This window comes from Lysobacter sp. 05T417, from assembly GCF_056396405.1.
The window spans coordinates 305,662-326,644 of record NZ_JBFTLK010000004.1 but is presented as its reverse complement, the minus strand read 5'-3'; the positions used below and the strand labels follow the sequence as shown (position 1 = coordinate 326,644).

22 protein-coding genes are annotated in these 20,983 nt (G+C 68.1%); 14 read left to right on the top strand and 8 right to left on the bottom strand.

The annotated features are described in order from the left end of the window. Positions 1-37: 37 nt before the first annotated feature. From AC1DER_RS09325 to accC, 4 genes are all read left to right on the top strand, one after another. A complete protein-coding gene (locus AC1DER_RS09325; protein WP_477247615.1) occupies positions 38-634 on the top strand; it encodes a TlpA family protein disulfide reductase in 597 nt (198 codons plus the stop codon). Between the two features lie 131 nt (positions 635-765). After that, on the top strand, positions 766-1,203 hold the full coding sequence (gene aroQ / locus AC1DER_RS09320; protein WP_441816614.1) for a type II 3-dehydroquinate dehydratase: 438 nt from the start codon (positions 766-768) through the stop codon (positions 1,201-1,203). 84 nt (positions 1,204-1,287) lie between these two features. Continuing rightward, positions 1,288-1,758, top strand: coding sequence for an acetyl-CoA carboxylase biotin carboxyl carrier protein (gene accB / locus AC1DER_RS09315; RefSeq protein ID WP_477247612.1), 471 nt, complete (start codon positions 1,288-1,290; stop codon positions 1,756-1,758). A gap of 9 nt (positions 1,759-1,767) precedes the next feature. Then, the gene (gene accC / locus AC1DER_RS09310) at positions 1,768-3,135 is read left to right on the top strand and encodes an acetyl-CoA carboxylase biotin carboxylase subunit (RefSeq protein WP_477247610.1); all 1,368 of its coding nucleotides are present in this window, start codon (positions 1,768-1,770) and stop codon (positions 3,133-3,135) included. A 155-nt stretch (positions 3,136-3,290) separates the two neighbouring features. Here accC and AC1DER_RS09305 read toward each other — a convergent pair whose 3' ends face one another. Together AC1DER_RS09305 and AC1DER_RS09300 are read right to left on the bottom strand one after the other, a co-directional pair. Continuing rightward, on the bottom strand, positions 3,291-3,704 hold the full coding sequence (locus tag AC1DER_RS09305; RefSeq protein ID WP_441816611.1) for a hypothetical protein: 414 nt from the start codon (positions 3,702-3,704) through the stop codon (positions 3,291-3,293). Continuing rightward, a complete protein-coding gene (locus tag AC1DER_RS09300; protein ID WP_477247607.1) occupies positions 3,701-4,633 on the bottom strand; it encodes a hypothetical protein in 933 nt (310 codons plus the stop codon). The genes AC1DER_RS09305 and AC1DER_RS09300 overlap by 4 nt, the downstream gene beginning before the upstream one ends. 225 nt (positions 4,634-4,858) lie before the next feature. On the opposite strand from AC1DER_RS09300, the gene prmA reads away from it, so the two are divergent. The 7 genes from prmA (at position 4,859) to AC1DER_RS09265 (ending at position 11,764) form a co-directional block, all read left to right on the top strand. Then, positions 4,859-5,779, top strand: coding sequence for a 50S ribosomal protein L11 methyltransferase (gene prmA / locus AC1DER_RS09295; RefSeq protein WP_477247605.1), 921 nt, complete (start codon positions 4,859-4,861; stop codon positions 5,777-5,779). 195 nt (positions 5,780-5,974) lie between these two features. Continuing rightward, complete coding sequence (locus tag AC1DER_RS09290; RefSeq protein ID WP_441816609.1) at positions 5,975-6,817, top strand: DUF3426 domain-containing protein; 843 nt, start codon at positions 5,975-5,977, stop codon at positions 6,815-6,817. A gap of 166 nt (positions 6,818-6,983) precedes the next feature. After that, a complete protein-coding gene (gene fis / locus AC1DER_RS09285; protein ID WP_441816608.1) occupies positions 6,984-7,256 on the top strand; it encodes a DNA-binding transcriptional regulator Fis in 273 nt (90 codons plus the stop codon). Between the two features lie 251 nt (positions 7,257-7,507). After that, complete coding sequence (locus AC1DER_RS09280) at positions 7,508-8,716, top strand: S1 family peptidase (protein ID WP_477247603.1); 1,209 nt, start codon at positions 7,508-7,510, stop codon at positions 8,714-8,716. A gap of 8 nt (positions 8,717-8,724) precedes the next feature. Next, positions 8,725-9,417: a hypothetical protein gene (locus AC1DER_RS09275; RefSeq protein WP_477247601.1), complete on the top strand. Its 693-nt coding sequence runs from the start codon at positions 8,725-8,727 to the stop codon at positions 9,415-9,417. Positions 9,418-9,543: 126 nt separating this feature from the next. After that, positions 9,544-11,127, top strand: a complete 1,584-nt coding sequence (purH, locus tag AC1DER_RS09270; RefSeq protein ID WP_477247599.1) for a bifunctional phosphoribosylaminoimidazolecarboxamide formyltransferase/IMP cyclohydrolase — start codon at positions 9,544-9,546, stop codon at positions 11,125-11,127. A 139-nt stretch (positions 11,128-11,266) separates the two neighbouring features. Further along, entirely contained in the window at positions 11,267-11,764 is a 498-nt protein-coding gene (locus AC1DER_RS09265) for a GNAT family N-acetyltransferase (protein ID WP_477247597.1), read from the top strand. Positions 11,765-11,886: 122 nt separating this feature from the next. Here AC1DER_RS09265 and AC1DER_RS09260 read toward each other — a convergent pair whose 3' ends face one another. Continuing rightward, entirely contained in the window at positions 11,887-13,335 is a 1,449-nt protein-coding gene (locus tag AC1DER_RS09260) for an alanine/glycine:cation symporter family protein (RefSeq protein ID WP_477247595.1), read from the bottom strand. 140 nt (positions 13,336-13,475) lie between these two features. Here AC1DER_RS09260 and purD point away from each other — a divergent pair, with 140 nt between their 5' ends. Further along, entirely contained in the window at positions 13,476-14,777 is a 1,302-nt protein-coding gene (purD, locus tag AC1DER_RS09255; protein WP_477247593.1) for a phosphoribosylamine--glycine ligase, read from the top strand. Between the two features lie 29 nt (positions 14,778-14,806). On the opposite strand, the gene AC1DER_RS09250 is transcribed toward purD, so the two are convergent. Beyond that, on the bottom strand, positions 14,807-15,079 hold the full coding sequence (locus AC1DER_RS09250; protein WP_441816602.1) for a hypothetical protein: 273 nt from the start codon (positions 15,077-15,079) through the stop codon (positions 14,807-14,809). 303 nt (positions 15,080-15,382) lie between these two features. Here AC1DER_RS09250 and AC1DER_RS09245 point away from each other — a divergent pair, with 303 nt between their 5' ends. After that, entirely contained in the window at positions 15,383-17,269 is a 1,887-nt protein-coding gene (locus AC1DER_RS09245) for an MFS transporter (RefSeq protein WP_477247591.1), read from the top strand. Positions 17,270-17,345: 76 nt separating this feature from the next. Beyond that, a complete protein-coding gene (locus AC1DER_RS09240) occupies positions 17,346-17,690 on the top strand; it encodes a CD225/dispanin family protein (protein WP_477247589.1) in 345 nt (114 codons plus the stop codon). A gap of 7 nt (positions 17,691-17,697) precedes the next feature. Here AC1DER_RS09240 and AC1DER_RS09235 read toward each other — a convergent pair whose 3' ends face one another. The 4 genes from AC1DER_RS09235 to AC1DER_RS09220 all read right to left on the bottom strand — a co-directional run bounded on the left by AC1DER_RS09235 (position 17,698) and on the right by AC1DER_RS09220 (position 20,877). Next, entirely contained in the window at positions 17,698-18,651 is a 954-nt protein-coding gene (locus AC1DER_RS09235; RefSeq protein ID WP_477247587.1) for a hypothetical protein, read from the bottom strand. Between the two features lie 70 nt (positions 18,652-18,721). After that, on the bottom strand, positions 18,722-19,672 hold the full coding sequence (gene nudC, locus AC1DER_RS09230) for an NAD(+) diphosphatase (protein WP_477247627.1): 951 nt from the start codon (positions 19,670-19,672) through the stop codon (positions 18,722-18,724). A gap of 2 nt (positions 19,673-19,674) precedes the next feature. Continuing rightward, complete coding sequence (gene erpA / locus AC1DER_RS09225) at positions 19,675-20,052, bottom strand: iron-sulfur cluster insertion protein ErpA (protein WP_477247585.1); 378 nt, start codon at positions 20,050-20,052, stop codon at positions 19,675-19,677. 114 nt (positions 20,053-20,166) lie between these two features. Continuing rightward, on the bottom strand, positions 20,167-20,877 hold the full coding sequence (locus AC1DER_RS09220; protein ID WP_477247583.1) for a DUF6776 family protein: 711 nt from the start codon (positions 20,875-20,877) through the stop codon (positions 20,167-20,169). Positions 20,878-20,983 lie beyond the last annotated feature (106 nt).

Below are 20,983 nucleotides of genomic sequence, written 5' to 3'. Positions count from 1 at the left end.
GTGATGGCCCGCCTCTGATGGCCCGACTCTCATGGCATTGAGCGCCACCACGAGGATCCTGCTCGTCGCGGTCGCCGCCGGCGGCCTGGGCGTCATCGCCGGGCTGTGGTCGAACGGCCCGGGACCGCTGTTGCGTACAGAGGTCGGCCAGCGCGCGCTGCAGACGGCCATGGAAGCGACCGCGCCGCCGCCACCGGCCGGCCTGGCGGTCGCCCGTCGTGGCGAGGCCATCCCCGCGTTGCAGCTGCCCGGGCTCGACGGCCGCCCGCTCCGCCTTCCGGCCGACTATGCCGGCCGGCCGATCCTGATCAACCTGTGGGCGAGCTGGTGTGGGCCGTGCATCGAGGAGATGCCGGAGCTGGACCGCTTCGCCGCCAGCCAGGGCGCCAACGGCACGCAAGTGGTCGGCATCGCCCTGGATGATGCCGCCTCGGTCCAGGCCTTCCTGCAGCGGATCCCGGTCGGCTACCCGATCGCCCTCGACCAGGCCGGCCCGCGCGATGCCGGCGTGCAACTGGGCAATCCCAAGGGCGTTTTGCCCTATACGGTGCTGATTTCCGCCGATGGGCGCCTGCTCAAGCAGAAGATCGGGCCGTTTGCGCACGGCGAAATCGACGACTGGGTCGCAGATTAGAGCGTCCACTCAAACAACTGCTTAAATCCTGAGAACTCCGCCGATACGGTAGCGAACGTCTGGACTCCCCGCCCGGCTTCGCGCACACTGCCGGCCTTTAGAGTTGTTAGTCAGGAGCGTCACGGTCCGCCATGGCGAAGCTGTTGGTTCTGCACGGCCCCAACCTCAATCTGCTCGGCAGCCGCGAGCCGGAGGTGTACGGCCATGCCACCCTGGCCGACATCGACAGCGACCTGCGCCAGCGCACCGAGGCCGCCGGGCACGCCTTCGAAAGCCTGCAGGCCAACGCCGAGCACGTGCTGGTCGATCGCATCCAGGCCGCCCGCGATGACGGCACGGCCCTGGTCCTGATCAACCCGGCCGCCTTCACCCACACCAGCGTGGCCATCCGCGACGCGCTGGCGGCGGTCGCCATCCCTTTCTTCGAAGTGCACCTGTCCAACCCACACCGGCGCGAACCGTTCCGCCACACCAGCTACTTCAGCGACCTCGCGGTCGGCGTGGTCTGCGGCTTCGGAGCCGACAGTTACCGCTACGCCCTCGACGCCGCACTCAAGCGCCTGGGCTGAGCCGCGCCGCGGCCAGCCCCGACAGCCCTTTACGTTCGACCGTCCTGTCCGGACGAAACATCACCTGACTACCTGAGGCCCACCATGGACCTGCGCAAAATCAAGAAACTCATCGACCTGCTCGAGGAGTCCAACCTCGCCGAGATCGAGATCAAGGAAGGCGAAGAGTCCGTCCGCCTCGCCCGCACACCGCGTGGCGTCGCCGCGGCCGCGCCGATCATGCACGCCGCACCGGTCGCGCACGCCCCGGTGATGCCGATGCAGGGCCCGACCGAGGCCGCCACCGGCGGCCACGCCAAGCCGCACGCCGACCTGCCCGAAGGCCACATCGTGCGCGCACCGATGGTCGGCACCTTCTACGGCTCGCCGTCGCCGGACAAGCCGGCATTCGTCAGCGTCGGCCAGGCGGTCAAGGCCGGCGACACGCTCGGCATCATTGAAGCGATGAAGATGTTCAACCCGATCGAGGCCGACGTCGCCGGCACCGTGCTCAAGGTGATGGTCGAGAACGGCCAGCCGATCGAGTTCGACCAGCCGCTGTTCGTCATCGGGTGAGATCAGCCCATGCTCGATAAAGTCGTAATCGCCAACCGCGGTGAGATCGCGCTGCGCATCCTGCGCGCGTGCCACGCGCTGGGCATCCGTACGGTCGCGGTGCATTCCACCGTCGACCGCAACCTCAAGCACGTCGCGATGGCCGACGAGTCGGTCTGCATCGGCCCGGCACCGTCGACCGACAGCTACCTCAACATGGCGCAGATCATTGCCGCTGCCGAGGTGACCGACGCCCAGGCAATCCACCCGGGCTACGGCTTCCTGTCGGAGAACGCCGACTTCGCCGAGCGCGTGGAGCAGTCGGGCTTCATCTTCATCGGGCCCAAGGCCGACACGATCCGCCTGATGGGCGACAAGGTCGAGGCAATCCGCGCGATGAAGGCCGCTGGCGTGCCGTGCGTGCCCGGCAGCGGTGGCCCGCTCGGCGACGACCCGGCGACCAACGTCAAGATCGCGCGCGAGATCGGCTACCCGATCATCGTCAAGGCCGCCGGTGGCGGCGGCGGCCGCGGCATGCGCGTGGTCCACACCGAGGCGCACCTGACGGTGGCCATCCAGACCACGAAGTCCGAGGCCAAGGCCGCGTTCGGCAACGACATGGTCTACATGGAGAAGTTCCTGGAGAATCCGCGCCACGTGGAGATCCAGGTACTCGCCGACGGCCAGGGCCAGGCGATCCATCTGGGCGAACGCGACTGCTCGATGCAGCGCCGCCACCAGAAGGTGGTCGAGGAAGCGCCGGCGCCGGGCATCACGCCCGAGCAGCGCGCGGAGATCGGCAAGGTCTGCGTCGAGGCCTGCCTGCGCATCGGCTACCGCGGCGCCGGCACGTTCGAGTTCCTGTACGAGAACGGCCGCTTCTACTTCATCGAGATGAACACCCGCATCCAGGTCGAGCATCCGGTCACCGAGATGGTCACCGGCATCGACCTGGTGCGCGAGCAGCTCAACATCGCCGCCGGCCACAAGCTCACGATCAAGCAGAGCGACGTGGTGCTGGAAGGCCATGCGATCGAATGCCGCATCAACGCAGAGGATCCGGAGACGTTCATGCCGTTCCCGGGCCTGATCCAGCACTTCCACGCACCGGGCGGCCCGGGCGTGCGCGTCGACAGCCACATCTACGAGGGCTATCGCGTGCCGCCGAACTACGACTCGATGATCGGCAAGCTGATCGTGCACGGCCCCGACCGCGAGACCGCGATCGCGCGCATGCGCGTGGCGCTGAGCGAGATGGTCGTCGACGGCATCAAGACCAACGTGCCGCTGCAGCAGCGAATCATGTCCGATGCCGGTTTCCAGCAGGGTGGAATGAACATCCACTACCTGGAAAAGCGCCTGAAGGAACAGAAGGAAAAGGCGCTGTCGATCGTTTGATCGGCGTCGTACCAGGTGACATGAAGCTGGCTGACATGAAGCTGACTGACACGAAGACGGCGCCGAAAGGCGCCGTTCTTTTGTCCGCAGTGTGAGCTGTCATCGCATCAACTGTGGCACCACATCCCGGCGAACGCCGGGACCCACCTGGACCTTCAGCGCGCGCCCACGACCTGCGACGCGTCTGCAGTCGCCTCGACGTCGCCCGGTTCCGCCTTCGCCGGCTGTGCACTGCCGGGGATCGAACTGACGCCGTCGGCCGAGGCCGGACTGATGATCATCACGTACTCGCTCGAGCCGTCTGGCCAGAGCACCTTGAAGGTGCTCCCCGGCGGCAGGGTCGAAAACGGCGCGCCACTGCTGGCCCGGTAGACCGCCGCGACCTGGGCCGCGCCGGACATGCGCACCGCTTCGGAAGATTTGACCGTCGTGACGGAGACCTGCGACAGATGACGGTACTCGTCGCCGAGCACATCGATCACCACGCCTGCTGCCGAAACCGAATACGTGGCGAACAGCAGCACCCAGAAATAGCGGCGCGCCTTGTCGCTGAATTGAAGCTTCTTCATTTTTTTGCCCTCTTCTCGCCCATCAGCGAGTCGACCATTGCATTGACCACATCGACGCCCTGGCGCGGAATCGCGGCGTCGTAAACGAAACTCTGGAAATCCTGCGAGGGATCGGTCGAGCAGATCCCGCCGTTGGCGCAGTAGGAGGTCATCAGCGAACTCTGCGGCCCGCAATCCAGACCCATCCGGCACGCCGCCAGTTGCCACGCCAGTTCGGAGAACTGGGTGCCGGCGACCTGGTCGGACAGCGCGACGCGTCCGCTGGCTGCAATCCCCATGCCCGGCGAAAGCGCCGAATAGGCGTCGGGATCCTTCGATTCCTGCACACGCTGGACGAGGTCGCGTGCATACGCCTCGCCTTCCTTGACCGGCTTGCCCGACGCCATCAGCGAGGCCTCGGCGGCGATGCTGCCCGCCTGCGCCGCTTCAGTGCGCTTGACCACGATCATGCGCGGCGACAGATCGTCCTGCGGCACGAAGCGGGCGCAACGGCGGCTGACCCGCTCGCGCGCGGACGCCATCGCCGGCGAGCCACGCATGGCCATGTCGCGGATCACCTGGGTGTCGCGCGCGTACGCGGTCGGCGCCATGGCATAGCCGGAGCAGTAGTCGTAGACGCGGCTCACCATCCACATCGCATCGGCATCGCCGCTGCGCACGGCCGGTTCCAGCGACTGCATGTAGGCGAACAGATCGTCGCTGCGCTCGAACTCGACGCGGATCTGCGGAACGTGTGCGGCAACGCGCGCCACGGTGATCGCCTGCGACGGCGGTACGTCGCCGCCGTTGGAACGCTCGACCAGGGCCGCATCGACCGCGTCCAGCGTCACCAGCCCGCTGTCGACGCCGACCGTGCGGTGGCTGCGGACCCAGGCCACGCCGGCTACCGCCAGGATCGCAAGCGCAACCACCACGGCCGATACACGCATGCGCGTGCCCATAGCCATGGGGGGTCGTGCCCTGAACCCGGTTTGCAACGTGTCTGACATCCGTATGTGCGGCGTGGTGCGGCGGCCCCTGCGATCAAGGCGGCCATTCTACTGGCAACAGGCCACCCCATACGGTGCGGTCCGACTGAACGGGCTGGCGATTCCCACGTGCCGGGGGCAACATGGCCGCCCCCCTCCCCTCGCGCCGCCATCGCGCCCGCCACCATGCCGTACCTCGAACTCACCCTTCCCTGTTCCGAAGTCCAGCAGCCCCGCTACGAACGCGCCCTGGAAAACGTCGGCGCGCTGGCCGTCACCCTGGCCGACGCCCATGCCGACGCCCCCGACGAACAGGCGATCTTCGAGCCCGGCGTCGGCGAGACACCGCTGTGGCACGAGCTGACGCTGACGGCGCTGTTCGAGGGCGGCACGCCCCAGGAGCTGCTGCTGTATGCACTCAGCGCCGCCGACGAGGGCCTGGACTGGTCGCGTGCGACGTTCCGCGATGTGGCCGACCAGGACTGGGAACGGGCCTGGATGGACCAGTACGAGCCGCTGCACTTCGGCGCACGGACCTGGATCGTCCCCTGGAACCACGACCTGCCCGCCGGCGCCGACGCCAACGATGCGGCGGTGGTGCGACTGGATCCGGGCCTGGCGTTCGGTTCGGGCACGCACCCGACCACGGCCCTGTGCCTGCAATGGCTCGACCAGCTCGCCGGCGAAGGCGCCCTGGCCGGCAACCGTGTCCTGGATTTCGGTTGCGGCTCGGGCATCCTCGCCTTGGCCGCGCTCAAGCTCGGGGCGGCCGAGGCCATCGGGGTCGACAACGACCCCCAGGCCCTGCTGGCCACGGCCGACAACGCCGAACGCAACGGCGTGGGCGAGCGCCTGCATGCCTTCATGCCCGACCAGGAGCCGGTCGCGACCTATCCGGTCGTGGTCGCCAACATCCTGGCCTCGGCCCTGGTCGCGCTGGCCGATACCCTGGCGGCGCGGGTCGCGCCCGGCGGCCGCATCGCCATGTCCGGCATCCTCGCCGGCCAGGAGGACGAGGTCATGGCGCGCTATTCCGCCGAGTTCGAGTCGCTGCAGGCGGACCGGCTCGAAGACTGGATGCGCGTCACAGGCGTGCGTCGCCGCTGACCGCGTCGACGTGATTGAATACGACCGGGGATCGACCGGAACGCATTACCGTGGAGCGGCAGCGCCTGCAGCCTTCTCGGGCACTGCACGTGCCCGGCTCGGGGCCGGCAGCCGCCTGCTCCAGCGATCCGTCCCCCTGCTCGTTGCACTTCGCCACTCCACGTCGTCTTTCCTGGTTTCGATTCGACCCACGCCATGTTCGTACCGTGCCCTCATTGCGGATTCCTGGTTGCGCTGATCGCCGCACGCGATCGCGCATCGCAGCGGTGCCCGCGATGCGATGGCCTGGTGCAGGCGCCGCACGATGTCGCGGTGGACGCAGTCGACAGCGCGGCAATCGACGACGCTGCAGTCGACGGCACCGCTATTGAACCGTCCGACGCGCCGGCGCAGGAACACACAGCGACTGACGTCGCGGCGGTGCACGACCAGCACGCAACGCCGACATTCGAACAGGCCATCGAGGCCGCGGCCGTCCGCCCCGTTTCGCCGCGGCGCTCGCGCCGTGGCACGCGACCGCGCCGCCAGGACGCGCCGAGTTTTGCCAGCCGCCATGCCGCCTACGCGTCCACCCGCCTGCATTGGCGCTGGTATGCGGCAATGGCCGGCCTGGTCGTGATGCTCGCCTTGCAACTGATGCTGGCGCAGCGCCACGAACTTGCCGCCGACGCGCGCTGGCGACCGTACGTTTCCGCGCTGTGCCGCGTTGCCGGCTGTGACCTGCCGCCCTGGCGCGAACCGGCCGCCTTCACCATGATCCAGCGCAACGTGCGGGCCAAACCGGGCAGTGCCGGCGTGCTGTCGGTCGAGGCCAGCTTCCGCAACGACGCGCACTGGCCGCAGCCGTGGCCGACCCTTTTACTGGGTTTGTCCGATGTCGACGGCCGCCTGGCCGGACAGCGCGCGTTCACCCCTGACGAGTACCGTCCCGGCCAGGAGGCCAGCGACGTGCTGCTGCCCGGACAAAGTACGACCGTGACGCTCGAGGTCATCGAACCGGCGCCGCGAATCGTTGCGTTCACCTTCGACTTCCGATGACACCGTCCATCACATTGTCGCCTGCGACGGGGCCGCGCTAGACTCCGCTTCCCGTCGTCCCCTGCCCGTCGTCCCTTGCCCGGACCGGCGGCAGCGCCCGCAACACCGGCGACGCCCGCAACACCGAACATCGAACACGAACAGCACGAAGCACTTGGGGATCAAGTTGAACGCAGCCGCCGACCGCAACGACTCCGCACGTAGCGCACCGCGCGTACCGTTGCGCGATCATGTCGCCACGTCGATCCGCCGCTTCCTCGGCGACCTGGACGGCAGCGAGACCGAGAACCTCTACGAGATCGCCCTGCGCGAACTCGAGATCCCGCTCTTCATCGAAGTCCTGCAGCATTGCGACGGCAACCAGAGCCGCGCCGCATCGATGCTCGGCATCCATCGCGCCACGCTGCGCAAGAAGCTGCGCGAGTACGGCCTCGACTGAGCCGACGGCTCCGGCTTCAACAGCCGTCCGTACCCCGGTCCTGGCGCCGGCCTTCCGGCACCGCCTGCCTGGCGTCGGCTTGTCCAGCGCCCACAGCGATCGGCTAGACTCGCGCCACCGGGCTGTCCAAGGCAGGGGTGCCGCAGACAGGCCGGCCAGAGCACTTCGACCCGTGCAACAAATCCAAGCGATCACGTCGCGCAACGGCGCAGCATGCCGCTGCCGCGCAACAGTCTGGGGAGGCTGTCCAAATGCGAGCTGTCGTGTCCACACCTGCGCGGGTGATCCCCGTGCTGGTGCTCGTTGCATCCGTCCTTGCGGCGCCGCCGGCCGGTTCGGCCACGCCCCGCTCGGCCCCGGTGGTGGCAAACGCCACGGAAATCGCCGTCTACGTGCCACCTGCAGCCTTGAGCGCCAGATCGTACGTGGCGGCCTCGAACATGTGGGTCGAGCCCGGCAAGGCGTTCTCCGATGCGCTGACGGAGGTGGGCCAGCGTTACTTCCCCAACCTGCATGTGGTCCCGTCGACCGCGGATTCGCACTACGCACTGCTCGTCGACATGGATCCGGAATGGAAGCGTGAAGCGGGCAAGATCCGCCTGACGGTGAAGTACGACGTCTATGCCGTCGACGGCAAGAAACTGATCAGCGGCACCAGCGACGAACTCGTGCCGCTGCGCGGCAACCTCAATGCCACCGCCAGCGGTGCTTCGGTGGTGGCGATCCAGCAGATCATGAGCGACATCCAGTACCGGGCCAAGCCCGACCCGACGCGCATGCCGGCCACCGGTTCGGTCGCCGCGATCGACCTGGCGCCGCTGGTCGATCGCGAAAAACCGGTCCGCACCGGCACTGCCTTCTTCGTCAACGGCGGCGGCCAGCTGCTGACCGCGGCCCACGTGTCGCGCGACTGCGTGGTGATCGAGGCGCACCAGGACGGCGAGACGTTCCCGGTCAAGGCCAAGGCATACAGCGACCTGCTCGATGTCGCCGTGCTCGACTCGGGCAAGCCCCATGCCGGCGCCATCGCCCTGCGCGAAGGCAACGAGATCATCCTCGGCGAATCGGTAACCAGCGTCGGCTATCCGCTGCAGGGTCTGCTCGGCGATTCGCCCAACGTGACCCGCGGCAACATCAGCGCCAGCAAGGGCCTGCGCGGTTCCCTGGGCATGTTCCAGTTCTCGGCGCCGATCCAGCCCGGCAACAGCGGCGGCCCGATCGTGTCCGACAACGGCGAACTGCTCGGCATGGCCGTGAGCACGCTCAACGCCGCCTCACTCGCCCAGACCGGGCAGATTCCGCAGAACGTCAACTTCGCCCTCGATGCGCGTTACGTGGCGATGTTCCTGCGCCGCGAGAAGGTGCCGTTCGAATCGATGCGGGCGCCCGGCGCAGGCAGCATGCAGGTGGCCAACAAGGCCGCGCTCGGCAACACCGTCCAGTTGAACTGCTACCAGTGAGGCGCGCCATGATCCGAAATAGCGTGATCCGAAATAGCGTGATCCGAGAGAGCGTGATCCGGGAAGGCATGATCCGGGAAACGGTGCTCGCCCTCGCCCTGATGCTGCCGTTGCAGGTGCTGGCCGCCGAACCTTCGGTAGTGCCCTCGATCCCCGCGCCGGTAGCGGTGGCCGTTGTGCCCGTACAAAAGGTGGCGACGCTGCCGCCGATGAAGTTCCTCAGCTCGCTTGCCGGCGACGAGGTGTTCACCGTCCTCAAGGCCGACCCGGCGCTGTCGGCGCTCGACAAGGAACTGGCCGGCAGCCCCTTGTCGCTGATCGTGACCCACACCGTGCGTCCGACCGCCGGCGGCACCGCCGCAGGCCTGCTCAGTGCGGTGCTGTCGGGCAGCACGCTGGGCATCATCCCGGTCGTCACCAACGACCGGCTGGTCATCCGTTACGAGGTCCTGCTCAACGGCAAGACGGTCACCACCTACAGCTTCGAGCGCACCGCCACGCGCGCGCAGAACCTGTGGACCATGGGCACCCAGGGCGATGACGGGCTCGGCAAGGCCGGCCTGGAATGGCTGAAGACGACGGCCGTGGAAGTGGCCGCCAAGTTGCCGCACGACCCGTCCATGCTGGCCGTGCGCGACGAGATCGACTTCTACTTCCCGCCTGCTCCGGCCAAGGCCGTCGCTGGCGGCGCCACGAAGTAAGCCCCGCGGGGCATGGCGCCATAAGGCCCGCGCAGCCAGACCGGCTGCGCGACGCCGGCCACTACCGGCCCGGCGTCAATGAACGCCGGCGTATAATTCCGGGGTTTTCCGCCTCCCAAGCCCCCCATGAGCATCGAAGCCGCTGCCTCGCCGGTGAAACTCCGCCGCGCGCTGATTTCCGTGTCCGACAAGACCGGCCTGATTGAACTTGCCCGGGCGCTCGCCGCCCACGGCGTGGAGCTGCTGTCCACCGGCGGCACCGCCAAGGCCATCCGCGACGCCGGACTGGCGGTCAAGGACGTCTCGGACGTGACCGGCTTTCCCGAGATGATGGACGGCCGGGTCAAGACCCTGCACCCGCTGGTGCATGGCGGCCTGCTCGGACGCGCCGGCGTCGATGACGCGGTGATGGCGCAGCACGGCATCGGCGCGATCGACCTGCTGGTGCTGAACCTGTATCCGTTCGAGAAGGTGTCGGTCAATCCGGACAGCTCGATGGAAGACATCGTCGAGAACATCGACATCGGCGGCCCGGCAATGCTGCGCTCGGCGGCGAAGAACTTCGCCCGTGTCGCCGTCGCCACCGACCCGGCACAGTACGCCGGCATCGTCGCCGAGCTGCAGGCCAATGACGGCGCGCTTGCCGCAGCCACGCGCTTCGCGCTGTCGGTGGCCGCGTTCAACCGTGTCGCCCAGTACGACGCCTGCATCAGCGACTACCTGTCGGCGCTGCAGTCCGATGGCAGCCGCGCGCTGTTTCCGGCGCAGCAGAACAGCAACTTCGTCAAGGTCATGGACCTGCGCTACGGCGAAAACCCGCACCAGCACGGCGCGTTCTACCGCGACCTGTATCCGGTGCCGGGCACGCTGGCGACGTTCACCCAGCTGCAGGGCAAGGAACTGAGTTTCAACAACCTCGCCGACGCCGATGCCGCGTGGGAATGCGTGCGCCAGTTCGAGCGCCCGGCGTGCGTGATCGTCAAGCATGCCAATCCCTGTGGCGTCGCCGAGGGCGTGGCCTGCGGCGATGCCTACGAGCTGGCGTATGCGACCGACCCGACCTCCGCGTTCGGCGGCATCATCGCCTTCAACCGCACGCTCGACGCGGCCACAGCCAAGGCGATCCTCGACCGCCAGTTCGTCGAAGTGCTGATCGCGCCGGACTACGAAGAAGGCGCGCTCGACTACGCCCGCAAGAAGGCCAATGTCCGCGTGCTGCGCATCCCGCACGGCGAGGGCCGCAACAACTTCGACATCAAGCGCGTTGGCTCCGGCCTGCTGATGCAGACCAGCGACATCCGCGAGGTCACGCCAGGCGAGCTGAAGGTGGTCAGCAAGCTTGCGCCCACCGCCGAGCAGATGGCCGACCTGCTGTTCGCCTGGCGCGTGGCGAAGTTCGTCAAGTCCAACGCGATCGTCTATGCGAAGGATCACCGCACCATCGGCGTCGGTGCCGGCCAGATGAGCCGCGTGTATTCGGCCCGCATCGCCGGCATCAAGGCAACCGACGCGGGCCTGGTCGTGCCCGGATCGGTGATGGCGAGCGACGCGTTCTTCCCGTTCCGCGACGGCATCGACGCCGCGGCCGAGGCCGGCATCAAGGCGGTGATCCAGCCCGGCGGTTCGATGCGCGACGGCGAGGTCATCGCCGCCGCCGACGAGCACGGCATCGCCATGGTCTTCACCGGCGTGCGCCATTTCCGCCACTGATCGCGCCATCGGCGCGGCCAGGTGGGCACGAGGATCCCGGCGCACGCCGGGATCCTGCTATGCAGGGGGCATTTTCGTCCTGACCGCGCCATAACCGCCGGTCGGGCAGACTGCGCTGGACCCGTCAGGCGCGTCAGACATGTGGATCCGGACCGAAACCCAGGCCGACACGGCCGCCATCAACGCCGTGATCGCGGCAGCCTTCGCCGACCAGACGGGCGAGGGCCGAACTGAACAGCGCATCGTCGAAGCCCTGCGTGCCGACGGCGCACTGAGCCTGTCGCTGGTGGCCGACATCGACGGCCGCATCGCCGGCCACGTCGCGTTCTCGCCGGTGCGCGTCGGTGACAGTGCCGAACGGTGGTATGGCCTGGGTCCGGTGGCCGTGGCGCCGCGCGACCAGCGCAACGGCGTGGGCACTGCCCTCATTCGTGCCGGCCTGAGCGAGCTGGCCGACCGCGGCGCACGCGGCTGTGTCGTGCTGGGCGATCCGGAGTATTACCGGCGCTTCGGATTCCGCAACGAACCGGGCCTGACGTTTGGTGATGTGCCGCCGCAGTACTTCCAGGCGTTGGCGTTTGGCGAACGCGAGGCCAGCGGTGAAGTGACCTATCACGCTAGCTTTAGCGCGGAGTAGCGGGTGTCGAATAGAAGCAACGTCCCTGGATCCCCGCCTTCGCGGGGATGACGGTGACGGTGACGGGACCGATCCGGTGCGGGCCTGGATCCCGGTTCAGCGGGATGACGCGGAGGGGGCGGCTACTTCCCCTGCTCTTTCCAGATCTCATGATCGACGCCATCACCCAGCTCCGGGTACTGCGCGATATGGAACGTGGGCGACTTGCCCGCCCGCAGCTGGCTGTCGTAATCGCGCGTCAGTTTGATGACCACGCCCGACAGCATCATGATCGCCACCAGATTGATCGACGCCATCAGCGCCATCGCCGCATCGGCCGCGTCCCAGACCAGCTGCACCTTCGAGAACACGCCCCAGACGATCACCGCCAGCGCCGCAAGACGCAGCACCAGCAAACTCCAGCGCCCGCCACCGAGGTAGATCAGGTTCATCTCGGCATAGGAGTAGTTGCCGATGATCGTGGTGAAGGCGAAGAAGAACAGCGCGATCGCCACGAAGTACGTGCCCCAGCCGCCGAAGAACACGGTCATCGCCGCCTGGGTGATCTGCACGCCGTCGCCGCCCTGGCCCAGCACGCCCGACAGCAGGATCACGAAGCCGGTCGCGCTGCAGATCAGCAGCGTGTCGATGAATACGCCCAGCGACTGCACGAAACCCTGGCTCGACGGATGGTGCGGAACCGGCGTCGCCGCCGCGGCGACGTTTGGCGCGCTGCCCATGCCAGCCTCGTTGGAATACAGGCCACGCTTGACGCCCTGCAACATCGCCACCGCGATCGCACCGAAGATGCCGCCAGCAGCCGCATCGAGCCCGAACGCGCTGCGCAAGACCAGCGACAGCACCGCCGGGACCTCGGGGAGGTTGGTCAGCACGACCCAGCCGGCAAGACAGAGATAGCCCACCGACATGAACGGCACGACCCACTCGGCGAAGCGCGCAATCGTGCGCAGGCCGCCGAAGATGATCACCGCCGTCAGCAGCACCAGGGCCGTGGCGATCTGGGCACGGCTGAAGCCGAACGCATCGCTGAGCGACTGCGCCATGGCATTGGCATGCACGCTGCTGAACACCAGGCCGTAGGTCAGCAACAGGCACAGCGAGAAAGCCACGCCCATCCAAGGCCGTTTAAGGCCCTTTGCCATGTAATACGAAGGGCCGCCGCGATACTGGCCATTCTCGTCGCGAACCTTGTACAGCTGCGCCAGCGAGCTCTCGGCGTAGGCCGTGGCCATGCCCAGGACGGCCGTGCACCACATCCAGAACAGCGCACCCGGACCGCCCACACTTAACGCTATCGCCACGCCAGCGAGGTTGCCGGTGCCGACCCGCGAGGCCAGCGACGTGCACAGGGCCTGGAACGGCGAGATGCCGGCGCTGTCGCCGTCGGTGCCGCGACCGATCACGTGCAGCATGTGCGGAAAGCGACGAACCTGGACGAAGCGCAGGCGCACGGTGAAGTACAGCCCGACGGCGAGCAGGCCATAGACCAGCACGTAATCCCACAAAACCGTGTTGATCAGGCCGATCACCGGCGACAACAACGTTTCAATCCATTGCAGGACCAGATCCATGGGCAGCGTTCCGCAGGCAAGCAGGGCGGTGATCCTAGCAGCTTGCCGGCGCTGGACCGGCCCACGGGGCGGTCGCGGCTTTGCGGCGCGTCCCGTAAAATTCCAAGTCCCACGCCGTGGCACGCACACCAGGAGCACGCATGAAAGTCCTCGTAATCGGTTCCGGTGGTCGCGAGCACGCGCTGGCGTGGAAACTGGCGCAGTCGCCGCGCATCGATGAAGTGCTGGTCGCGCCCGGCAACGCCGGTACCGCGGCCGAGCTTAAGTGCCGCAATGTCGATGTCGGCGTCAACGACATCGATGGCCTGCTTGCCCTGGTCGAAAGCGAAGGCGTGGCCGTGACCATCGTCGGCCCCGAGGGCCCGCTGGTCGCCGGCGTGGTCGACCGCTTCCGCACCGCCGGCAAGCGCATCTTCGGGCCGAGCGCGAAAGCCGCGCAACTGGAAGGCAGCAAGGCGTACGCCAAGCACTTCCTCGCCCGCCACGGCATCCCGACCGCGCACTACGCGGTGTTCACCGAAGCCGATGCCGCGCTCGACTACATCCAGGAGAAAGGCGCACCCATCGTCATCAAGGCCGACGGCCTCGCCGCCGGCAAAGGCGTGATCGTGGCGATGACCCTGGCCGAGGCCGAGGCGGCGATCACCGACATGCTCTCCGATTACGCCTTCGGCGCGGCCGGCGCGCGCGTGGTGATCGAGGAGTTCCTCGACGGCGAGGAAGCCAGCTTCATCTCGATGGTTGACGGAACCACCGCATTGCCGATGGCGACCAGCCAGGACCACAAGCGCGTCGGCGACCGCGACACCGGCCCCAATACCGGTGGCATGGGCGCGTATTCACCGGCGCCTGTCGTCACCCCCGAGGTGCACGCGCGCATCATGCGCGAAGTGGTCGAGCCGACCGTGCGCGGCATGGCCGCCGACGGCGTGCCGTTCACCGGTTTCCTCTACGCCGGCCTGATGATCGACGCGTCGGGCGCGCCGAAGGTGATCGAGTTCAACGTCCGCTTCGGCGACCCGGAGACGCAGCCGATCATGCTGCGCCTGGAGTCGGATCTGCTCGACCTGGTGGAGGCGTCGATCGACGAGCGCCTGCATGAAGTCACGGCGAAGTGGGATCCGCGCCCGTCGCTGGGCGTGGTGATGGCGGCCGAAGGCTACCCGGGCACGCCTCGACTGGGCGACGTGATCGGCGCCTGGGATGCCCCCGACCTCGACGACACCAAGGTCTTCCACGCCGGCACCCGGATCGAAGGCGACCATGTGGTCACCTCCGGTGGCCGGGTGCTGTGCGTATGCGCGCTCGGCGACACCGTGCTCGATGCACAGCGCCGCGCCTATGCCGAGATCGCCGGCATCTCCTGGCACGGCGAGTTCCATCGCCACGACATCGGCTGGCGCGCGATCGAGCGCGAGACCGCCGACCTCGAGCCGGCCTGAGGCGCGCTTACTCACTTACTCAAGCGCGCTCAGCCCGCCGCCTCTTCCGGCGGCGGCTGCAGGCTCACCGCGACCTCTTCCAGGTCGGTGATCGCCGTTTCCAGCGCATCGTGGAATTCGGCCTGGCGCGACATCAGGTCTTCGATCGCCTGCGCCTTCTTGAGCTTGGACAGCTCGCCGTCGAACAGCAGCCATTGCGTGGTCAGCAGCTCGACGTTGTTCTTCGAGTAATGGCGCATCTCCTTGAGCTGCAGCACGGTGTCGTTGACGTGCTCGAGCGGGGTCTTGGTGTCCGCGGTCATGACGCCTCCTTCTGCAAGGGTGTCCGCCGCAGGGTAGGCGGGGGAAGCTGGCTGGGAGCGGAATGGGCGCGTATGCGTGGTCTTCACGCCGTCGCCCCATCACCCGTTCGTCCTGAGCGTAGCGGCGCAGCCGCGAAGTCGAAGGACCCACCTCAGCGGACACGCCTGATCCTTCGACTTCGGCCTGCGGCCTACGCTCAGGACGAACGGGCAACTCTCCGGCCGGTCCGCCAGCACTCGCGCTGACGCCTGGCACGCGCGTTTGCTAGTCTCGCCCGAACCGAGAACGGACCACCCCAGCGCATGGCGCACAACCAGTTCGAACTTCTGCGGCAGCGCCGCTTCCTGCCGTTCTTCGCCACCCAGGCATTCGGTGCCTTCAACGACAACGTCTACCGCCAGGCCGTCATTGGCCTGCTGTTCTACCTGGGCGTCAGTCCCGAGCAGCGCACGCTCTACACCAACCTCGCGCCGGCGTTGTTCATCCTGCCCTACTTCCTGTTCTCGGCCACCGCCGGGCAGATCGCCGAGAAGCTCGAGAAGGCGCGGCTGATCCGCATCACCACGTCGATGGAAATCGCGATCATGTCGCTGGCCGCGGTCGGCTTCCTGACCCAGAACATGATCGTGCTGCTGGTCGCGCTGTTCTGCACCGGCCTGCAGTCGACGCTGTTCGGGCCGGTGAAATACTCGATCCTGCCATCGGTGCTCAAGCCCGAGGAACTCACCGGCGGCAACGGCCTGGTCGAGATGGGCACGTCGATCTCGATCCTCGCCGGCATGATCTTCGGCGGCCTGATCTTCGCCGTCGCCGGCGCGCACGGCCCTATCGTCGCGGCCGTCTCGATCATCGCCCTGGCCGTCGCCGGCAACCTGGTCAGCCGCGCGATCCCCCGCGCCGAACCGGGCGCACCGGACCTGAAGATCAACTGGAACCCGATCCCCGAGTCGATCGAAATCCTGCGCCTGTCCAGGAAGCAGCCGGCGGTGCGCAACGCCATCCTGGGCGTGTCCTGGTTCTGGTTCATCGGCACGGTGCTGACGTCGCAGTTGCCGACCTACGCCGAGGTCAACCTGGGTGGCAGCGGCACGCTCTACCTGTTCGTGCTGGCGCTGTTCTCGATCGGCACCGGCGTCGGCTCGATCCTGTGCGAGAAGCTGTCGGCGCGCACCGTCGAGATCGGCCTGGTGCCGCTGGGCGCGTTCGGCATCAGTGCCTTCATGGTCGATCTGTACTTCGCCCGCAGCGGCGCCGCGCCGGCGCAGGTAGGCACGGTCGCCGGGTTCATGGCGCAGCCGGGCAGCTGGCGCATCGTCATCGACCTGGTCGGCATCGGCATGTTCACCGGCTTCTTCGTGGTGCCGCTGTTCGCCCTGATCCAGAGCCGCACGCCGCGCAGCGAGGTCTCGCGCGTGATCGCCGGCATGAATATCCAGAATGCCGGCTTCATCGTGCTCGCCGCCGTGCTGGCCATCGCCGTGCAGCGCTTCCTGGGCTGGTCGATCCCGCAGGTGTTCCTGGCACTGGCGATCGCGAACATCGTGGTCGCCATCTACATCTTCACGATCGTGCCCGAGTTCCTGATGCGCTTCCTCAGCTGGGTGCTGGTGCGCAGCCTGTACCGCTTGAAGGTGCACGGCGTGGAGAAGCACGTGCCCGACGAAGGCGCGGCGCTGATCGTGTGCAACCACGTCAGCTACATGGACGCGCTGATCCTGGCCGCCAGCATCCCGCGACCGGTGCGCTTCGTCATGTACTACCGGATCTTCAACATCCCGGTCATGAGCTGGATCTTCCGTAACGCCAAGGCGATCCCGATCGCCGGCGCCAAGGAGGACCCGGTGCTGATGCAGCGCGCATTCGACGAAATCGACGCGGCCCTGGCCGAAGGCGAGCTGGTCTGCATCTTCCCGGAAGGCGGACTGAGCAAGGACGGCGCGATCGCGCCCTTCAAGTCCGGCGTCGAGCGGATCCTCGAACAGCGCCCGGTGCCGGTGGTGCCGATGGCCCTGCGCAACATGTGGACCAGCATGTGGAGCCGCCGCGATGGCCGCCTGGGCCGGATGCGGGTGCCGCGGCGTCTGCGCGCGACGGTCGAGGTGATCGCGCAGGCGCCCATCGACGGCTCGGTCGCCGACGCGCCGATGCTGGAAGCGCGGGTCCGGGAGCTGCGCGGCGACGCCGCCTGACCGGTCCGCGCATCACCACACGGCCGCGACAGGCCACTGCCTAGGATCGGTCGGGACCACCTGCGAGGGACCGACCATGAGCCTGCCGCCATCGGCAACGCCACAGTCGCAGCCCTCGTTGTCCACGCACCTGCTGTGGGCCATCGCGGTCACGGTCGCGTCGGTGTTCCTGTTCTGCATCCTCGGCATGGTCTCGGGCGTCGTCGCGATCGTGTATGCGGCGCTGGCCAGGCGCAGGTTCGGCGCCGGCGACGACACCGGGGCCATCGAGGCATCGCGCAGCGCCAAGGTGTGGTGCTGGATCACCACGGTCCTGCTGATCGTCGGTCTGTGCGTGGCGACGCTCTTCGTCTACAGCGGCGGCTGGGCGAAGTACCAGCAGATGATGGAGGAGCTCCAGCGCATCCACCTGCACGGATGAAGACGGGCTAGCTGACCCAGCCGGCGATCACGAACAGCGCCAGCACCGCCAGCCACACCAGCAGGCTGCGCCAGACCAGGCTCATCGCATCGCGCAGTTCCGGCAGGTCGGACGACCAGGCCGGCGGCATCGGCGGCGGCACCGGCAGGCCACCTTCGCCGGCTTCCACGCTGCCGACGTCGTCGCCGTAACCGGCGTAGTCGGCGGCTTCATCGGCCAGTTCGCACTTCACGCTGGCGCGCGCGACGGCGCCAAGGAACGGCCGGTCGAGATCGAAGGACGCACCGCCTGCCTCGCGCCAGGCGCCCAGGACGGTGTCGAAGTTGCCAACCAGCGCCAGCGACAAGGTCAGCAACTGCGCCACCGGCCAATCGAGCAGGGCCAGCAGTTTGCGCGCACCCAGTCGCGTCTCGCCGGGCAATTCGCTCGCCGCCTCGCCTTGCGCGGCCAGTACCGTGAACCGGTACAGCAGCGCGCCAAGCGGCCCGAGCACGAGGAACCAGAACAGAACGCCGAACCAGCGTTGCTGCGCGTTGCGGAAGACCGCCTCGATCAGCGAGGCGCCGTCCAGCGTCGCCGGCATTTCGCCTTCCGGCCACAAGCGGGCGGCGGCCGTGCGCCGCGACGTCGTGTCGCCGGCAGCGGCGATGGCCTCGACGTCGAGGTCGAGGTCGCGGGGTCCCCAGGCGTAGAACAGGACTGCGATGGAGAAGGCGACGCCGGCCAGGCCCCACAGCGGCTCCAGCAGGGCGAGCTGGAACAGGCCGATCGCGAGCAACGGCGGCACCAGGGCGATGAGGATGCCCCAGCGACCGCGCCAGAATTCATTCGCCGACAGGCGCCCGCCCAGCCACCGCAACCAGTTGCGATACCAGCTGTAGTCGCGCACCGACGCGGCCAGCGACTGCGCCAGATGGCCCAGCACTAGCGCGACGACGACGGCGATCAGGGTTGCGGACATTGAGCAGACTCTCCGGGCAGGCGCCCATGCGCCCGCGGGTCGATTCTAGCTGGCGCGCGCGACCATGGGGTCAACGCGCCGAGGTGGGCTCTCCAGCCTGCAACCACTGCTCGATCAGCCATCGCGAGATCGAAATGCCCGGCGACAGCACCGCGCCCTGGCCGTCGTCCTGGGCTCCGCCCCACTCGCCACGGGCGCGCGCCGCAAGCACGTCCTCGCGGGTGAACCAGCGCGCTTCCTCGAGTTCGTCGCCGACCTGCGGCTCGTCGGGTTCGGCGTCGGCACTGAAGCCGAGCATCAGCGCGCCGGGAAACGGCCACGGCTGCGAGGCGAGATAGCGGCAGCGCCGCACGCGTACGCCGGTTTCCTCCAGCACTTCGCGCGCCACGGTCTGCTCGAGCGATTCGCCCGGTTCGACGAACCCGGCAATCACCGAATAGCGCCGCGCCGGCCAGGACTTCTGGCGCCCCAGCAGCAGGCGGGCGCCGTCGCTGACGGCCACGATCACGGCCGGGTCGGTGCGCGGGTAATGTTCGGCGCCGCATTGGCTGCAGCGCCCCTGCCAGCCCGCGCGAGACAACGCGACTTCGCCGCCGCAGACGCCGCAATGACGGTGGCGGCTGCGCCAGTGCTGCAGCGCGCGCGCCTGCGCGAACACGCTGGCATCGAATCGCGGCCACAACGACGCGGCACTGCGCAGGTCGACCCGGCGCGGCGCGAAGAATGCAGTCAACGCACCTTCCAGCGCGAACCATGCGCGCTGCCGCGCGTCCAGTCCAAGGAAGACGGCAGCGCCTATTCCCCCGGGTCCTTCGCTGATCTGCTCGCCGTGCGGGGCCAGCAGCTGGCCGGCATCGTCGGCATAGGCGTGGCCGTGCTCATCGAGCAGCACGACATGGCCACGCGCCCACAACGCGTTGAGCGCATCAGGGTCGTCGCGCAGGCGATCGGCGCGGTCGAGCGCGGCGCGGCAGGCGGCATCGACGCCCGCCTCCACGAACGCGAAGGGAGCCGGTTCGATACTCACACCGCGAACGAAGAGCCGCAGCCGCAGGTCGTCTTCGCATTCGGATTGCGGATGACGAACTGTGCGCCGTGCAGGCTTTCGGTGTAGTCGACCTGCGCGCCCATCAGGTACTGCAGGCTCAGTGGATCGACCAGCAGGGTGACGCCGTCGGTGTGCACGGCGAGGTCATCTTCGCCCTGCTGGTCGTCGAACTCGAACCCGTACTGGAATCCCGAACAACCGCCGCCCTGGATGTAGACGCGCAGCTTGAGGCCGGCGTTGCCCTCCTCGGCGATCAGTTCGCGGACCTTGCTGGCGGCTGCGGAGGTGAACTGCAGGGGGCGATCGAGCGACTGGTAGTCCGGCGTCGCGAGCGTGGGGATGAGCGTTTCCATCCGATCAGGATGGGGGGCCGCGCGACGGTGTTCAAGCCTTGATGCCGCCAGCGCCCTGCCGCAACGGGCGACGCTCGACGCGCGAGGGCCGCCTGGCGGCCTCCGCGACGGCTGTCAGCCCGGCTCGCCCGCCGTTGCCGGGGCGACGTCGCGGATCGCATCGGCCCAGGTGAAGGACTGCTCGATCGCGGCCCCGGATCTGGGCACCAGGCGCACGCTCACCCGCACTGGGGTGAAGTCGGCGGGCAGGAACACGTCGCCCTCGACCTGCTGGAAGTACTTGAACGAATAGGGCACGCCGGTTGCGCCCGGCTGCTGGCGCAGGTCGGCCCAGACCAGTTTCTGCAGCTTGCCGGCGCGCGTGCCCTCGATGGTCAGGCTCAGTTCGCCGGTGCTGACCGCGCCGCGGTTGAGGTTCTGGGTCAGGGTGGTGGTGAAGTGCCAGGCGGTGTCGTTCTGCGGCTGCAGCCGCAGCGCATGCACGGCCAGGCCACGGCGCTGGGCGGTGCTGCCGACCAGGCGTTCGTAGAAGGCCACGTCGGCGCGCAACGCGGCGACCTCCTCGTCGCGCTCGGCCAGGGTGCTCTGCAGGTCGCGGTTGGCCTCGCGGCTGATCTGGTCGGAGCGGGTCAGGGTCGAGACGCGTTGCTGCAACTGGTCGATCTGCGTCTTCTGGCCGCGGCTGGTGCGCTGGCTTTCGTCGAGCTGGGCGCGCGGATCGTCCGGGGCGGGCGCGAGGACCTGCCACAGGCCCCAGCCGCCCACCGCCAGGGCCAGGGCAAAAACCACGCCGGCAATCGTGACCCAGCGCGTCTGGACTTGCATCACCGGCCATGCGGGCGCCGCCGGGGCTGCCGCTGTGGCGGGCTCCGGGCCATCGGGAACTGCGCTTTCGGGGTGGTTCTCGGGGTGGGTCATGCCGGCCGCTGGT

Excerpts from the sequence above, each read along its gene's own strand:
- aroQ (WP_441816614.1), top strand. The coding sequence starts at position 766 with ATGGCGAAGCTGTTGGTTCTGCACGGCCCCAACCTCAATCTGCTCGGC.
- accB (WP_477247612.1), top strand. The coding sequence starts at position 1,288 with ATGGACCTGCGCAAAATCAAGAAACTCATCGACCTGCTCGAGGAGTCC.
- accC (WP_477247610.1), top strand. The coding sequence starts at position 1,768 with ATGCTCGATAAAGTCGTAATCGCCAACCGCGGTGAGATCGCGCTGCGC.
- AC1DER_RS09305 (WP_441816611.1), bottom strand. The coding sequence starts at position 3,704 with ATGAAGAAGCTTCAATTCAGCGACAAGGCGCGCCGCTATTTCTGGGTG.
- AC1DER_RS09300 (WP_477247607.1), bottom strand. The coding sequence starts at position 4,633 with ATGCGTGTATCGGCCGTGGTGGTTGCGCTTGCGATCCTGGCGGTAGCC.
- prmA (WP_477247605.1), top strand. The coding sequence starts at position 4,859 with ATGCCGTACCTCGAACTCACCCTTCCCTGTTCCGAAGTCCAGCAGCCC.
- AC1DER_RS09290 (WP_441816609.1), top strand. The coding sequence starts at position 5,975 with ATGTTCGTACCGTGCCCTCATTGCGGATTCCTGGTTGCGCTGATCGCC.
- AC1DER_RS09280 (WP_477247603.1), top strand. The coding sequence starts at position 7,508 with ATGCGAGCTGTCGTGTCCACACCTGCGCGGGTGATCCCCGTGCTGGTG.
- AC1DER_RS09275 (WP_477247601.1), top strand. The coding sequence starts at position 8,725 with ATGATCCGAAATAGCGTGATCCGAAATAGCGTGATCCGAGAGAGCGTG.
- purH (WP_477247599.1), top strand. The coding sequence starts at position 9,544 with ATGAGCATCGAAGCCGCTGCCTCGCCGGTGAAACTCCGCCGCGCGCTG.
- AC1DER_RS09265 (WP_477247597.1), top strand. The coding sequence starts at position 11,267 with ATGTGGATCCGGACCGAAACCCAGGCCGACACGGCCGCCATCAACGCC.
- AC1DER_RS09260 (WP_477247595.1), bottom strand. The coding sequence starts at position 13,335 with ATGGATCTGGTCCTGCAATGGATTGAAACGTTGTTGTCGCCGGTGATC.
- purD (WP_477247593.1), top strand. The coding sequence starts at position 13,476 with ATGAAAGTCCTCGTAATCGGTTCCGGTGGTCGCGAGCACGCGCTGGCG.
- AC1DER_RS09250 (WP_441816602.1), bottom strand. The coding sequence starts at position 15,079 with ATGACCGCGGACACCAAGACCCCGCTCGAGCACGTCAACGACACCGTG.
- AC1DER_RS09245 (WP_477247591.1), top strand. The coding sequence starts at position 15,383 with ATGGCGCACAACCAGTTCGAACTTCTGCGGCAGCGCCGCTTCCTGCCG.
- AC1DER_RS09240 (WP_477247589.1), top strand. The coding sequence starts at position 17,346 with ATGAGCCTGCCGCCATCGGCAACGCCACAGTCGCAGCCCTCGTTGTCC.
- AC1DER_RS09235 (WP_477247587.1), bottom strand. The coding sequence starts at position 18,651 with ATGTCCGCAACCCTGATCGCCGTCGTCGTCGCGCTAGTGCTGGGCCAT.
- erpA (WP_477247585.1), bottom strand. The coding sequence starts at position 20,052 with ATGGAAACGCTCATCCCCACGCTCGCGACGCCGGACTACCAGTCGCTC.
- AC1DER_RS09220 (WP_477247583.1), bottom strand. The coding sequence starts at position 20,877 with ATGCAAGTCCAGACGCGCTGGGTCACGATTGCCGGCGTGGTTTTTGCC.